The sequence below is a fragment of the Bradyrhizobium sp. SZCCT0231 genome, from assembly GCF_018130245.1.
GTDB lineage: Bacteria > Pseudomonadota > Alphaproteobacteria > Rhizobiales > Xanthobacteraceae > Bradyrhizobium > Bradyrhizobium japonicum_F.
Genome location: NZ_JAFCKP010000001.1, coordinates 549,603 through 563,724, shown reverse-complemented (window position 1 = coordinate 563,724; position 14,122 = coordinate 549,603). Strand labels below are relative to the sequence as shown.

Here is a 14,122-nt window from a genome sequence, read left to right as displayed (position 1 = left end):
TGCCCAACACAGGGCGTTCTGCCTACCGCCGCAGCAATCCGCCGAGCGCGCCGCGGACCAGGGTGCGGCCGATCGAGCCGCCGAGCTGGCCGCCGATCGACTTGCCGACATTGGCGGCCAGCCCGCCGATCACCTGATTGGTGACCGATCGCGTCACGTCCCGCGCAATGACCTGGCCGGTCGACAGACGGCCTCGCTTGACGTTGGTGCCGAAGATGGTGCCGACCATCGAGCCGATCTGGCCCAGGATGCCGCCACCGCTTGCGCCAGCTGGAGCGTCCGCCGTGGCCGCCGTGGCGGCGATGCGCTTCTGAATCATCTCGTAGGCGGACTCGGAATCGACGGCGGTGTCATATTTGCCCTTCACCGGGCTTGCGGCCATGATCGCCTTGCGCTCGTCCGGCGTGATCGGTCCGATGCGGGCCGACGGCGGCCGGATCATCACCCGCTCCACCATCGAAGGCGTGCCATTGCCCTCGAGGAAGGACACCAGCGCCTCGCCCTTGCCGAGCTCCGTGATCACCTTGGCGGTATCGAGCTTCGGATTGGGCCGGAAGGTCTGCGCCGCAGCGGCGACCGCCTTCTGGTCGCGCGGAGTGAAGGCGCGCAGCGCGTGCTGCACCCGGTTGCCCAATTGTCCGAGCACGCGGTCCGGCACGTCGATCGGGTTTTGCGTCACGAAGTAGATGCCGACGCCCTTGGAGCGGATCAGGCGGACCACCTGCTCGATCTTGTCCATCAGCGCCTTGGGCGCGTCATTGAACAACAGATGCGCTTCGTCGAAGAAGAACACGAGCTTCGGCTTGGGCAGGTCGCCGGCTTCGGGCAGCTCCTCGAACAGCTCCGACAACATCCACAGCAGGAACGTCGCGTAAAGCCTGGGATTCTGGAGCAGCTTGTCGGCGACCAGAATGTTGACCATGCCGCGGCCGTCGCGGTCGGTCTTCATGAAGTCCTTCAGCGTCAGCGCCGGCTCACCGAAGAATTTGGTGCCGCCCTGGTTCTCCAGCACCAGGAGCTGGCGCTGGATGGTGCCGACGGTCGCCTTGGTGACGTTGCCGAACCCCTGAGCGGCCTTGCGGATGGCGGCGAGCGGATCCTCCTCCGCGTCCGCACCCTTCTTCCCGCTGTCGGGCACGATGGCGTCGAGCAGCGCCCGCAAGTCCTTCATGTCGATCAAAGTCAGGCCGTTGTCGTCGGCGACGCGGAAGGCGACGTTGAGCACGCCTTCCTGCACATCGTTCAGGTCGAGCATGCGCGCCAGCAGAAGCGGCCCCATTTCCGTGACGGTGGCGCGCACCGGGTGGCCCTGCTCGCCGAACACGTCCCAGAACACCGTCGAGAACTGATCGGGCTGGAATGACAGCCCCATTTCGGTGGCGCGCTTGACGATGAAATCCTTGGCCTCGCCGGCCTCCGAGATGCCGGAGAGGTCGCCCTTGATGTCGGCTGCGAAGACCGGAACACCGGCGCGCGCAAATCCTTCCGCCATCACTTGCAGCGACACCGTCTTGCCGGTTCCGGTTGCACCCGTGACGAGGCCGTGGCGATTGGCGAGCGCCAACGTCAGCCAGGCCTGCTCGTCTCCCCTGCCGACGAAGATCTTGTCGTCGGTGTCGCCGAGCTTGCTGTCCTGTGCGGTCATTATTCTCTCTGATCTCTCTGCCGAGTTTCACGTATTGAAACTCAAATGCACCAGTTCCATAGTTTAACGCATGTCGCACGCCGATTAAAACCGTTCAAAGCGCCCCAGCATGCGACATTGTCGGACACAAACGGACGACGTCAGCCGAAACTAGGAACGAGGCGTTCGCGACGCGGCAATTTATCGCCGATTCGTTCTCGGCTCTTGCACGGCTGCAACACCTTTCGCGCGTTCGAAGGTGAATCGCACGGCGCGTGCGTTCATCGCTTGAATTTCACATCGCACCGGCTCAAGATCGTTTTCGAAAGCAATCTCCGGCATGCAAACCGGCTGAGGGGCGGGCCTTATGGACGAGCTGATCGGACGGCTGGCGGCAAACGCCAGCATAGATGGTGCTGTCGCTGAAAAGACCGTCGGCATTATCCTGGGCTTCCTCCGCAGCGAGGGTCCTTCCGATAGCGTGCAGGCCCTGATCGACCAAATCCCCGGAGCGGAAGCTGCGATCGAGGCGTCCAGGAGCGGCGGCGGGCTGTCGCGGCTGATGGGCGGCGGCTTGATGGCCGTCGGCACCCGCCTGATGGGCCTCGGGCTTGGCATGTCCGAGATTCAAAACGTCGCCCGTGAACTTTTCCGCTACGGGCGCGACAAAATCGGAGCGGATCAGATGGGCAAGATCATCGCGGGGACGCCGGGGCTCAGCCAGTTCGCCTGAAGCCACGCATTTCACATCGAGCATCATGACATATCCGATCTCCGAGATTGAGGGCCTGCCTGCCTTTGCAGCCAACAAGTTGAAGGCGCAAGGAATCCGCACCACCGACGCGCTGCTCGAGGCGGCCTCGACCGTGAAGGGCCGCAAGGCGCTTTCCGCCAAGACGGGCATCAGCGAGCAGTCGCTGCTGGAATGGGCCAACGTCTCCGACTACATGCGCATTCCCGGCATGGGCAGGGCCAAGGTCGGCCTGGTCCGCGCCGCCGGCGTCACCACCGTGCGCGAGCTCGCCTATCGGAATCCGGCAAGGCTGGCGCAGAGCATGCGCGAAGCCAACGAGAGGAAGAAGCTCCTCCGCATCCTGCCCTCCGAGAAGTCGGTCGGCGACATCATCGCCAAGGCCAAGAAGCTGCCGCCGAAGATCACGTATTAGACCGGACGTCTCGGCGCACGACCTGCAGCATCAACTGTCGGTGTCATACCCCGCGAAGGGGTATCCAGTACGCCGTGGCCCCTCCGTATCACCGCACTGCCTCGGAATACTGGATTGCCCGCCTTCGCGGGCAATGACAGGGAGGGTGTTGGCCTTGACACCCCCTTCCCAACCGCGCAAAGCGGGCCGCATGAATGCCTCGCCCTCCCCTTCCGTCCCACCGGCCGGCTCGGCCGGGATCGACGTGCTGCGGACGCTGCTGGAACAGCCTCTTCCTGCGGTGATGGGCGTGCTCAACATCACCCCGGATTCCTTCTCCGACGGCGGCGAGTTCATCGCGCCCGCGCGGGCGCTTGAGCGGGCGCGGGCGATGATCGCCGATGGTGTCGACATCATCGATATCGGCGCCGAGTCCACCCGGCCCTACAAGGACGCCCGGCCGGTCACGGCAGCGGAAGAGCTCGCGCGGTTGAAGCCGGTGCTGTCCGACGTGGTGGCGCTCGGTGTGCCCGTCTCGATCGACAGCATGAAGGCGGAGGTGGTGGCCTTCGCGCTCGACCAGGGCGCGGCGATCGCCAACGACGTCTGGGGCCTGCAAGGGGACGCCGCCATGGCGCCGCTGATCGCCGCCAGGGGCGTCCCCGTCATCGTCATGCACAACCGCGACAGCGTCGATCCCGCGATCGACATCGTTGTGGACATGAAAGCGTTCTTTCAGCGCTCGCTGGATATCGCCGCACAAGCCGGCATTGCGCGCGACAAGATCGTGCTCGATCCCGGCATCGGCTTCGGCAAGACCGCCGAGCAGAGCATGACCGCGCTGGCGCGCTTGCGCGAGCTCGACATGTTCGGCTTGCCGATCCTCGTTGGTGCCTCGCGAAAACGCTTCATCGCCTCGGTGTCGCCGTCGGAGCCATCGGAGCGGCTCGCCGGCTCGATCGCCGCGCACCTGATCGCCGCGCAGCGCGGCGCCAGGATCATCCGGACCCACGACGTCGCCGAGACCTTGCAGGCCCTGCGGGTGGCATACGCAATCGAGAGCAAGCAATGACCGATACGATCTTCGTGACCGGCCTGTCGATCCATGCGCGCCATGGCGTGATGGATCACGAAACCGAAGTCGGCCAGCGTTTCGTCATCGACCTCGAGCTCTATACCGACCTGTCGGAGCCGTCGCGCAGCGACCGGCTCGCGGACACGGTGTCCTACGCCGAAGTCGTGGCGACCACGACGGCGGCGTTCAAGAACACCAATTACAAGCTCTTGGAGCGCGCGGCCGGCGCGGTGGCCGACGCCATCCTGTCGCACTTCCCGCGCATCCGCGCCGTGAAGGTCACGGTGCACAAGCCGCACGCGCCGATCGCCGCGATCTTCGACGACGTCGGCATCATGCTGACACGCTCGCGGCATCCCTGATGGCGAGCGTGCTGATCGCACTCGGCGGCAATGTCGGCGATGTCCGCGCGACGTTCAAGAAGGCGATCGCGCATATCTGCGGCATGGCACAGGCGGCGCTGATCGCGCGCTCGTCCGACTATGCGACCCCGCCCTGGGGCGACGAGGACCAGGATCCCTTCATCAACGCCTGCATCGAGATCGAGACCAGCCTCGATCCGCACGCGCTATTGTTCGTGCTGCAGAAGGTCGAGCAGAAATTCGGCCGCACGCGGGAGAAGGCGAGACGCTGGGGTCCGCGCACGCTCGATCTCGACATGATCGCCTATGACGATGTGTCTTTGCAGAAGCCCGACCTGACGCTGCCGCATCCGCGCCTGTTCGAGCGCGCCTTCGTGCTGGTGCCGCTGGCCGAAATCGCGCCCGACCGCGTGATCTCAGGCATTCGCGTGCGTGACGGGCTCGCCAGCGTCTCGACGCAAGGCATTGAGCGGCTTCCGGATACCGGTTAACCAAAAACAACCGTTTGCAGGGACGGTCCGCCGTGGCAATTTCGCCTGCGCATAACAAGATGTTCGGGAGCCCCTCGCCGCATGACCTCCGTGACTGACGACCTGCCGCTGGCGGCGGATTTTCCCAAGGCCACCGTCGAGGACTGGCGCAAGCTGGTCGACGGCGTGCTGAAGGGCGCGCCGTTCGAGAAGCTGGTCGGCAAGACCTATGACGGCATCAAGATCGATCCGCTCTATCCGCGCGCCAAGGGCGTTGCGCCCGTCGTGGGGCGGCCACCAGCTGCGCCGTGGCAGATCATGCAGCGGATCGACCATCCCGATGCGGCGCTCGCGAATGCACAGGCCCTGACCGACCTCGAGAACGGCGCGACCGGGCTCGCGCTGGTATTCGCCGGCGGCAGCGGCGCCCACGGTTTCGGCCTGGAACCTTCGGCCGAGGCGGTCGCAAGGGTCTTGAAGGGTATTCATCTCGACGCCGGCATCGGCCTCGAGCTTCAGATCGGCCCGCAATCGCGGATGGCCGCGATCCACGTCGCGGAATATGTGAAGAGCAAAGGGCTCGATCCCGCAGCCTGCAACATCCGCTTCGGGCTCGATCCGCTCGCGGCAGCCGCAATTTGGGGCCACAGCCCCTATAGCTGGGACGAGATCGCGCCCGCCGTCACCGGCGCCATCAAGGGTCTCGCCGCGCTCGGCTTCAAGGGGCCGTTTGCGTCCGCCGACGGGCGCGTGATCCATGATGCCGGCGGTTCGGACGTGCAGGAGCTCGCCTTCGTGCTGGCCTGCGGCGTCGCTTATCTGCGCGCGATCGAAGGCGCCGGCATTCCCCTCGAGCAGGCGCAGGGCATGGTCTATGCGCGGCTTGCCGCGGATGCCGACCAGTTCCTGACCATGGCCAAATTTCGCGCGCTGCGGCTACTGTGGGCACGCATCGAGCAGGCCTGCGGGCTGACGCCGAAACCGCTGTTCATTGCCGCCGATACGGCCTGGCGCATGCTGACGCAGCGCGACCCTTACGTGAACATGCTGCGCGCGACCATGGCGACGTTCGCGGCGGGACTGGCCGGCGCCAACGCGATCACCGTGCTGCCGCATACGCTGGCGCTCGGCCTGCCCGATCCGTTCGCGCGCCGCGTGGCGCGCAACACGCAAGCCCTGCTGCTGGAGGAGAGCAACCTCGCCAAGGTCAGCGATCCCGCGGCCGGCGCCGGCGGCATCGAGACGCTGACGGCGCAGCTTTGCGAAGCGGCCTGGGCGCTGTTCCAGGAGAGCGAGCGCGCCGGTGGCGCCTTCGCCGCGCTTCAGCAGGGCGTGTTTCAGAGCAAGGTCGCGGCAACGCACAAGGCGCGCGACGCCAACATCGCAAAGCGCCGCGACGTGCTGACCGGCGCCAGCGAGTTTCCGAACCTGCAGGAGAGCGAAGCGACCGTACTGAAGGCAACGCCGATCGCGCTTCCGCCTTACGGGGAGCAGAAATACAAGTTCGAGGCGTTGCCGCCGATCCGGCTGGCGGAACCGTTCGAGGCGTTGCGCGACAAATCCGACGCGGCGTTGAAGGTGCGGGGCACGCGGCCAAAGGTTTTCCTGGCCAATCTCGGCACGCCCGCCGATTTCACGGCGCGCGCGACCTTTGCCAAGAGCTTCTTCGAAGCCGGCGGCATCCAGGCCGTGGACAGCGAGGGCTTTGCCGATCCGGGCAAGCTCGCCGCCGCCTTCAAGGCCTCAGATGCGGAGCTTGCCTGCCTCTGTTCCAGCGACAAGGTCTATCCCGGTCAGGCGGAACCTGCCGCCCGGGCCCTGCAATCGGCCGGCGGGCGACATATCTATCTGGCAGGCCGCCCGACCGATGCCGAGGCGGCGCTTCGCGCGGCCGGCGTCACGGGCTTTGTCTTCGCCGGAGGCGATGCGCTTGCGACGCTGCAAGACGCCTATCGACGGATGGAGCAGCCATGAGCGAAACCGGCAAACCCGTTCTCACCGGCGGCTGCCAATGCGGCGCCGTCCGCTTTGCCGTCATGACGGCACCGACCAGGATTTCGATCTGTCACTGCCGGATGTGCCAGAAGGCGAGCGGCGCGCCGTTTGCTTCATTTGCCGACGTCAACAAGACGGATTTCGCCTGGACCAAAAGCAAGCCGTCGTTCTTCCGCTCGTCCACCATCGCCGAGCGCGGCTTTTGCGCCGCCTGCGGCACGCCGCTGAGCTTTGGCCGCATCGACGGCGACCGGATCGAGATCATGACCGGTACCTTCGACCACCCCGACCGCGTCATCCCGACGCGGCAGTTCGGCACCGAATCCCGCCTCGGCTGGGTGGTCGGCATCGCCAATTTGCCGAGCCAGACCACGCAGCAGAATTACGGACCGGAGAAGATGGCGACCATCGTCAGCTATCAGCATCCGGATCATGATTGAGCGAATGATAAGGCGCGAGGAGCACGTGCAATCGTGGATGCGCAGGAAGAACTTGCCACTCTCGAGGCGGAACGCGATCGGTTGCTGGCCGTGGTAGCCTACCATCGCGGGCCGGCTTACTCAGAGAGCAAGGACGATGCAAAGCCATGGTCGGTATTCGGCTTTGAGTTTACCCTCTCGGATCTAGTTGGAGCTCTTATTGCACCGACATTTGCCGGCCGGCCCGCAGGAGAGCCTCAAGTACTTCAACGCCTTGCAGAGTGTGAAGCCCGGATCGTAAAATTGAAAGCGGCCAGCTTGTGATCGGACTTAACGACAGGTTTGAGGAATCCAAGGAATGACCCGCATTCCCAATTTCGCCGATGTCGCCTTCGGGCGGACCGCCACCGCCGCGCCGGCGGGCAGCGCCGAGCCGTGGCTGACGCCCGAGGGCATTCTGGTGAAGCCCGCTTATGATGAGGCCGATCTCGCCGGGCTCGATTTCCTCGAGACCTATCCGGGCATCGCGCCGTACCTGCGCGGCCCCTACCCGACCATGTATGTCAACCAGCCCTGGACGGTCAGGCAATATGCCGGCTTCTCCACGGCGGAGGATTCCAACGCGTTCTATCGCCGCAACCTGGCGGCCGGGCAGAAGGGCCTTTCGGTCGCCTTCGACCTTGCCACCCATCGCGGCTATGACTCGGATCATCCGCGCGTCGGCGGCGACGTCGGCATGGCCGGCGTTGCCATCGATTCCATCTACGACATGCGCACGCTATTTGCGGGCATTCCGCTCGACCAGATGAGCGTGTCCATGACCATGAACGGCGCGGTGCTGCCGATCCTCGCGCTCTATGTCGCCGCCGCCGAGGAACAGGGCGTGCCGCCGGAGAAGCTCTCGGGGACGATTCAGAACGACATTCTGAAAGAGTTCATGGTGCGCAACACCTACATCTATCCGCCTGCGCCCTCGATGCGGATCATCTCGGACATCTTTGCATACACCTCGCAAAAGATGCCGAAGTACAACTCTATTTCCATCTCCGGCTATCACATGCAGGAAGCCGGCGCGACGCAGGATCTCGAGCTCGCCTATACGCTCGCCGATGGCGTCGAATACTTACGCGCCGGTCTCGCCGCCGGCCTCGACGTCGACCGCTTCGCACCGCGCCTGTCGTTCTTCTGGGCGATCGGCATGAACTTCTTCATGGAAGTCGCCAAGCTGCGCGCGGCGCGCCTGCTCTGGGCGAAGCTGCTGAAGCCGTTCAATCCGAAAGACCCGCGCTCGCTGTCGCTGCGCACGCATAGCCAAACATCCGGCTGGTCGCTGACCGCGCAGGACGTCTTCAACAACGTGATGCGCACCACCGTGGAAGCGATGGCGGCGACGCAAGGCCACACCCAGTCGCTGCACACCAACGCGCTCGACGAAGCGCTCGCCTTGCCGACCGATTTCTCGGCGCGCATCGCTCGCAACACCCAGCTGTTCCTGCAGCAGGAGAGCGGCACCACCCGCATCATCGATCCCTGGGGCGGCTCCTATTACGTCGAGCGTCTCACGCGCGACCTCGCAGCCAAGGCGTGGGGGCACATCCAGGAGGTCGAGGAGCTCGGCGGCATGGCAAAAGCCATCGAGGCCGGCCTGCCGAAGCTGCGCATCGAGGAGGCCTCGGCCAAGACGCAGGCCCGCATCGATGCCGGCAAGCAGGCGGTGATCGGCGTCAACAAGTACAAGCCGACCGACGAGGACAGAATCGAGATCCTGAAGGTCGACAACACCAATGTCCGCCGGCTGCAGATCGACAAGCTCAAGCGGCTGAAAGCCGAGCGCAACCAGAAGGACGTCGATGCCGCGCTCGCCGCGCTGACCCGGTCGGCCGGCGAAGGCAACGGCAATCTGCTCGCGCTCGCGATCGATGCCGCGCGCGCCAAGGCGACCGTCGGCGAGATCTCGGACGCGATGGAGAAAGTGTTCGGCCGGCACCGTGCCGAGATCAAATCCATCACCGGCGTCTACAAGCGGGAGGCGTCCAGCATGGGCACCCATGTCGAGAAGGTTCAGGCGCTGATCGACGCCTTCGAGGAGGCGGAAGGCCGCCGCCCGCGCATCCTGGTCGCCAAGATCGGCCAGGACGGCCACGATCGCGGCCAGAAGGTGATCGCCTCGGCATTTGCCGATATCGGCTTCGACGTCGACATCGGGCCGCTGTTCGCCACGGCGGATGAAGCCGCGCGGCAAGCGGTCGAGAACGACGTGCATATCCTCGGCGTCTCCTCGCTGGCCGCCGCCCACCTCACCGCAGTGCCTGAGCTGAAGGCCGCGCTGAAGAAGCAGGGGCGCGACGACATCATGATCATCGTCGGCGGCGTGGTGCCGCCGCAGGATTATGACGCGCTCTACGCCGCCGGCGCCGAGGCCATCTTCCCGCCCGGCACCGTGATCGCGGATGCGGCCGAGGAGCTGATCCGCAAGCTGAATGCCCGGCTCGGCCATAGCGAGGCGGCGGAGTAGATGATAGACTGGCCCTGTAGCGGCCAGATTGTGTCCATGACACGCGACGAAATCATCGCGGCGATACGCAAGAACGCCGACGCCATCAAAGGCAAGGGCGTGTCGAAGCTTGCCGTATTGGGTTTACGCGCCAATGAGGATTACCGCCCGGACGATGACATCGACGTCCTTGTCGAGGTCGAACCGGAGACATCTTTCTCGCTGCTCAATTTGATCGATGTCGAGCAGATCATCGAGGATGCGACTGGCTTGCAGACGCAGGCGACCGTCCGGCACTCCATTTCACCTCGCTTTGTGGAGCGCATTGCGGGCGACATTTTCGAAATATTCTGACGCCCACGCAGGAACACTTCCCTTGAAATTCATCACCAGCTTGAGCGTTGCGATGGCGCTTATCGCAACGTGCGCAACAACGGCTTTCGCCGCCGATCCCGAGCCCGACGCCGTCGTCAAGACCAAGAGCATCGCGGCGCGCATCTTCCTCGACGACGGGATCAAGGCGGATGCGGCACTGGCGGCGGATTGCCTCGCCGAAGGCAAGAAATGGCTCGACAAGAACGCGACTGAAGCCGCCGCCGCGCGCAAGCAGGATCCACAGTTCTTCAAGGAGGGTGGCTGGGACTTCGAGCGCAAATACAGCATCCGTTCCGTCGTTGCCGATCGCTATGTCAGCATCCTGCGCAACGACTACATGAACACGCACGGCGCCCATCCCAATTCGGACGTGAACACGATCCTGTGGGACAAGGCCGACAACAAGCGCATCTCGATCCGCCCGTTCTTCGCCGAGACCGCGGACAACGGCGCGACCATGAAGGCGATGGTGAAGGCCGTGATCGCCTCGCTCAAGATCGCAAAGAAGAAGCGCGACGCCGGCGAGACCGCGACCGACGAGTGGTTCAAGTCGGTGGAGCCACGCCTGCTCAGGATCGGTGCGGTGACGCTCGCGCCCTCCACCGAAGCCGGCAAGAGCTCCGGCCTCACGTTCCACTATCCACCTTACGCGGTCGGCCCCTACGCCGAGGGTGAATATGTCGCCTTCGTGCCTTGGGAGACGCTGAAGCCTTACCTCACCGCGGAAGGCGCGCGCATCTTCGGCGGCGCACGCCCGAAGGGCGATGCGGACGAGCCGCAATGATCATGTTTTGAGCAGCACCGCGTTGCTCACAGCGCGGTGGTAGCGCTACCTTGCAGCGGCGCGGCAAAGCCGACTAGAATGCCGCCATTGACAAGAGCGCCCGACGTCACGGGCGCCGCTGGGAGGGATTCATGTCCAAGATCACCCGCCGCACCTTTGCGGCTTCCACCGCCGCAGTCGCGGCATCCGCCGCATTCGGCTTCAAGCCGGCCCTCGCACAAGCCTATCCGGCGCGGCCGGTCACCGTGATCGTGCCCTGGGGCGCCGGCGGCGGCACCGATGCGACCGCGCGTATTGTCGCGGCCTTGCTGGAGAAGGACCTCGGCCAGCCCTTCAACGTGGTCAACCGCACGGGCGGCTCCGGCGTGGTCGGCCATACCGCGATCGCGACCGCACAGCCCGACGGCTACACCATCGGCATGCTGACCGTCGAAATCTCGATGATGCACTGGCAGGGCCTGACCGACCTCACTCCGAAGAGCTACACCCCGCTGGCGCTGATGAACGAGGACCCGCCCGGCATCCAGGTCTCCTCCTCCTCGCCCTACAAAACGGTCAAGGAGCTCGCCGATGCGATCAAGGCGGCGCCTCCGGGCAAGTTCAAGGCTTCCGGCACCGGCCAGGGCGGCATCTGGCATCTGGCGCTGGTCGGCTGGATGCAGGCGATGGGCCTGCCTGCCAACCAGGTGGCCTGGGTGCCGTCGAACGGCGCCGCCCCTGCAATGCAGGACCTCGCCGCCGGCGGCCTCGACCTCACCACCTGCTCGGTGCCCGAGGCGCGCGCCATCATCGAGGCGGGCAAGGCCAGGAGCCTCGCCATCATGGCGCCGGCCCGCAATCCGGTCTTCAAGGACGTGCCGACGCTGAAGGAGGCGATGGGCATCGACTACGCGACCGGCGCCTGGCGCGGCATTGCGGGGCCCAAGAACCTGCCGCCGGAGATCGCAACCAAGCTCACCGCGGCGCTGAAGAAGGTCTACGACTCCGCCGAATTCAAGGACTTCATGAGCAATCGCGGCTTCGGCACCGTATGGGGCGACGCCGGCCAGTTTGCCAGCTTCATGGACAAGGGCGACGCCCAGATGGGCGAGGCGATGAAGGCGGCAGGCCTGAGCAAGGCGTGATCCGCACCTGCGACGCTCTGATCGCCTCTCCCCGCGCCTGTCCGCCGAAGCCTTGGCGAAGGCGGATGCGGGGAGAGGCCGGAATTCGCGCGAAGCGCGGATTCCGGGTGAGGGGGACTCTCCACGAGTCCATCTCTCACCTCCCCCGCGGAGACTCCCCCTCACCCCAACCCTCTCCCCGCAAGCAGGGAGAGGGAGCTCACCTCCTGTAGGACCCCTCCCATGCGTCTTCCCGACTCCGTCACGGGATCGTTTCTCGTCGTGCTCGGCGCGGCCGCCGCCTATGGCGGCTGGATCTTGCCGCCGGTGCCGGGGCAGCCGGTCGGCCCCAACGTGTTTCCGCTGGTGATCGGCTGTGGCCTTGCGCTGTGCGGGCTCGCGATCGTATTCGGCGTCGGCCGTTCCTTCGAGGAGGAGGAAGAGCTCATCCCGTTCGAGGACGGTCAGGCAGCCGCTCCGCCGCCGCAAAGCAAGCTCTACGGCATGCGCGCGCTGCTGCCGCCGGCGCTGCTGCTGTTCTACGTCGCCGCGGCCGACCGGCTCGGCTTCATCGTCACCGCGGCGATCATGGTCTACGTGACCTCGACCGCGCTAGGGGCCAAGTGGAAGCTGGCGCTGCCGCTCGCGGTGCTGTCGCCCTTCGCCATTCACCTCATCTTCGGCAAGCTGCTGCGCGTGCCGCTGCCCGCCGGCCTGCTGCCGGCGCCCTGGTAATCCCATGCTGAAAACCCTGCTCGACGCCTTCGCGCTGATCTCCACCTGGGAGGTCATCATCGCGATGATCGCGGCCTCCGTGTACGGCCTCGTGATCGGCTCGCTGCCCGGCCTGTCGGCGACGATGGCGACCGCGCTGCTCGTTCCCGTCACCTTCTACCTCTCGCCGATCGCAGCGATCGCGACCATCGTCGCGGCGTCCTCGATGGCAATCTTCTCCGGCGACATTCCCGGCGCGCTGCTGCGCATCCCCGGCACGCCCGCCTCCGCCGCCTATGCCGACGAGGCCTACGCCATGACCCGCAAGGGCCAGGCCGAGCTCGCGTTAGGTGCCGGCGTCTGGTTCTCCGCCGTCGGCGGCATCGCCGGCGTGCTGTCGCTGATGATCCTGGCGCCGCCGCTCGCCGAGATCGCGCTGTCGTTCTCGACCTTCGAATATTTCTGGCTGGCGCTGCTCGGCCTGATGTGCGCCACCCTGGTCGCCCGCTCCTCGCCGGTGAAGGCGATCGCCGGCATGTTCATCGGCCTGCTCGTCGCCTGCATCGGCATCGAGAATCCCGGCGGCGTGCCGCGCTTCACCTTCGGCCTCACCGACCTGTTCGGCGGCATCGAGCCGATCCCGGCGCTGGTCGGCGTATTCGCGGTGGCGCAGGTGATGCGCGCGATGCTGACGCCGGAGCCGCCGCCGCTGCCACGACGAAAATTCGGAAGCATCATGGCCGGCCAATGGAAGCTGACGAAGCTGTATCGCTGGCAGATGACGCGCGGGAACATCGTCGGCATCATCATCGGCGTGCTTCCCGGCGCCGGCGCCGACATGGCCGCATGGGTGTCCTACGCGATGTCGAAGCGCTTCTCCAAGGAGCCGGAGAAGTTCGGCACCGGCCACGTCGAGGGCCTGGTCGAGGCCGGCGCCAGCAACAATGCCAGCATCGCCTCCGGCTGGGTGCCCTCGCTGCTGTTCGGCATCCCCGGCGACACCATCGCCGCCATCGCGATCGGCGTGCTCTACATGAAGGGCCTCAATCCCGGCCCGACGCTGTTCACCGAGAAGGCGTCGAGCATGTACGCGATCTATCTGATGTTCATCATCGCGAACATCCTGATGATCCCGCTCGGCATCGCCATGATCCGCGTCGCCACCTACATCCTTCTGGCGCCGCGCTCGGCCATCATGCCGATCATCATGCTGTGCTGCGCGGTGGGTTCGTTCGCGATCGGCAACAACATGTTCGGCGTCGTCACCGTCGCCGCCTTCGGCGTGATCGGCTACGTCATGGAAGCGAATGGCTATCCCGTCGCCGCGATGGTGCTGGGCATCGTCATGGGCACCATGGTGGAGCAGGCCTTCGTCACCTCGCTGATCAAGTCCGACGGCAGCATTTTGCCGTTCTTCGAGCGCCCGGTCGCGGCCATCCTCGCCGCGATGGCGATCGGCGCCCTGCTCTGGCCGGTGATGGTGTGGGTGTGGCGCAAGGTGAAACAGCCGCAGACGGCGGCAGCAACATCCCGGTGATATGGCGCGGGCAGCCCTCGCCTGC

The 14,122-nt window shown here is 65.6% G+C and carries 15 protein-coding genes; 14 read left to right on the top strand and 1 reads right to left on the bottom strand.

From position 1 onward, the window contains the following. Positions 1 to 22 precede the first annotated feature (22 nt). Positions 23 to 1,645 carry a helicase HerA-like domain-containing protein gene (locus JQ566_RS02540; RefSeq protein WP_212369404.1) on the bottom strand — a complete coding sequence of 541 codons (1,623 nt, stop codon included), beginning with the start codon at positions 1,643 to 1,645 and terminating at the stop codon, positions 23 to 25. Between the two features lie 346 nt (positions 1,646 to 1,991). Between JQ566_RS02540 and JQ566_RS02535 the strand changes: the two genes are divergently transcribed. The 14 genes from JQ566_RS02535 (at position 1,992) to JQ566_RS02470 (ending at position 14,097) form a co-directional block, all read left to right on the top strand. After that, positions 1,992 to 2,357, top strand: coding sequence for a hypothetical protein (locus tag JQ566_RS02535; protein WP_027572091.1), 366 nt, complete (start codon positions 1,992 to 1,994; stop codon positions 2,355 to 2,357). Between the two features lie 25 nt (positions 2,358 to 2,382). Beyond that, entirely contained in the window at positions 2,383 to 2,790 is a 408-nt protein-coding gene (locus JQ566_RS02530) for a DUF4332 domain-containing protein (protein WP_212369401.1), read from the top strand. A gap of 190 nt (positions 2,791 to 2,980) precedes the next feature. Then, on the top strand, positions 2,981 to 3,841 hold the full coding sequence (folP, locus tag JQ566_RS02525) for a dihydropteroate synthase (RefSeq protein ID WP_212369398.1): 861 nt from the start codon (positions 2,981 to 2,983) through the stop codon (positions 3,839 to 3,841). Then, positions 3,838 to 4,206, top strand: a complete 369-nt coding sequence (gene folB, locus JQ566_RS02520; protein WP_212369395.1) for a dihydroneopterin aldolase — start codon at positions 3,838 to 3,840, stop codon at positions 4,204 to 4,206. The genes folP and folB overlap by 4 nt, the downstream gene beginning before the upstream one ends. Further along, entirely contained in the window at positions 4,206 to 4,697 is a 492-nt protein-coding gene (gene folK / locus JQ566_RS02515) for a 2-amino-4-hydroxy-6-hydroxymethyldihydropteridine diphosphokinase (RefSeq protein ID WP_212369392.1), read from the top strand. Before folB ends, folK begins: the two co-directional genes overlap by 1 nt. Before the next feature lie 81 nt (positions 4,698 to 4,778). Beyond that, positions 4,779 to 6,650, top strand: coding sequence for a methylmalonyl-CoA mutase family protein (locus tag JQ566_RS02510; RefSeq protein WP_212369389.1), 1,872 nt, complete (start codon positions 4,779 to 4,781; stop codon positions 6,648 to 6,650). Then, the gene (locus tag JQ566_RS02505) at positions 6,647 to 7,111 is read left to right on the top strand and encodes a GFA family protein (RefSeq protein ID WP_212369387.1); all 465 of its coding nucleotides are present in this window, start codon (positions 6,647 to 6,649) and stop codon (positions 7,109 to 7,111) included. The genes JQ566_RS02510 and JQ566_RS02505 overlap by 4 nt, the downstream gene beginning before the upstream one ends. A gap of 33 nt (positions 7,112 to 7,144) precedes the next feature. Beyond that, a complete protein-coding gene (locus JQ566_RS02500; protein WP_212369384.1) occupies positions 7,145 to 7,414 on the top strand; it encodes a hypothetical protein in 270 nt (89 codons plus the stop codon). 34 nt (positions 7,415 to 7,448) lie between these two features. Continuing rightward, positions 7,449 to 9,605: a methylmalonyl-CoA mutase gene (gene scpA, locus JQ566_RS02495; protein WP_212369381.1), complete on the top strand. Its 2,157-nt coding sequence runs from the start codon at positions 7,449 to 7,451 to the stop codon at positions 9,603 to 9,605. Positions 9,606 to 9,641: 36 nt separating this feature from the next. Further along, entirely contained in the window at positions 9,642 to 9,938 is a 297-nt protein-coding gene (locus tag JQ566_RS02490; protein WP_212369378.1) for a nucleotidyltransferase family protein, read from the top strand. A 52-nt stretch (positions 9,939 to 9,990) separates the two neighbouring features. Then, the gene (locus JQ566_RS02485) at positions 9,991 to 10,743 is read left to right on the top strand and encodes an RsiV family protein (protein WP_212371448.1); all 753 of its coding nucleotides are present in this window, start codon (positions 9,991 to 9,993) and stop codon (positions 10,741 to 10,743) included. 131 nt (positions 10,744 to 10,874) lie between these two features. Then, on the top strand, positions 10,875 to 11,867 hold the full coding sequence (locus JQ566_RS02480; RefSeq protein WP_212369375.1) for a tripartite tricarboxylate transporter substrate binding protein: 993 nt from the start codon (positions 10,875 to 10,877) through the stop codon (positions 11,865 to 11,867). Between the two features lie 222 nt (positions 11,868 to 12,089). Then, positions 12,090 to 12,581 carry a tripartite tricarboxylate transporter TctB family protein gene (locus JQ566_RS02475; protein WP_212369373.1) on the top strand — a complete coding sequence of 164 codons (492 nt, stop codon included), beginning with the start codon at positions 12,090 to 12,092 and terminating at the stop codon, positions 12,579 to 12,581. A gap of 4 nt (positions 12,582 to 12,585) precedes the next feature. Further along, a complete protein-coding gene (locus tag JQ566_RS02470; protein ID WP_212369369.1) occupies positions 12,586 to 14,097 on the top strand; it encodes a tripartite tricarboxylate transporter permease in 1,512 nt (503 codons plus the stop codon). The last annotated feature ends 25 nt before the right edge of the window (positions 14,098 to 14,122 follow it).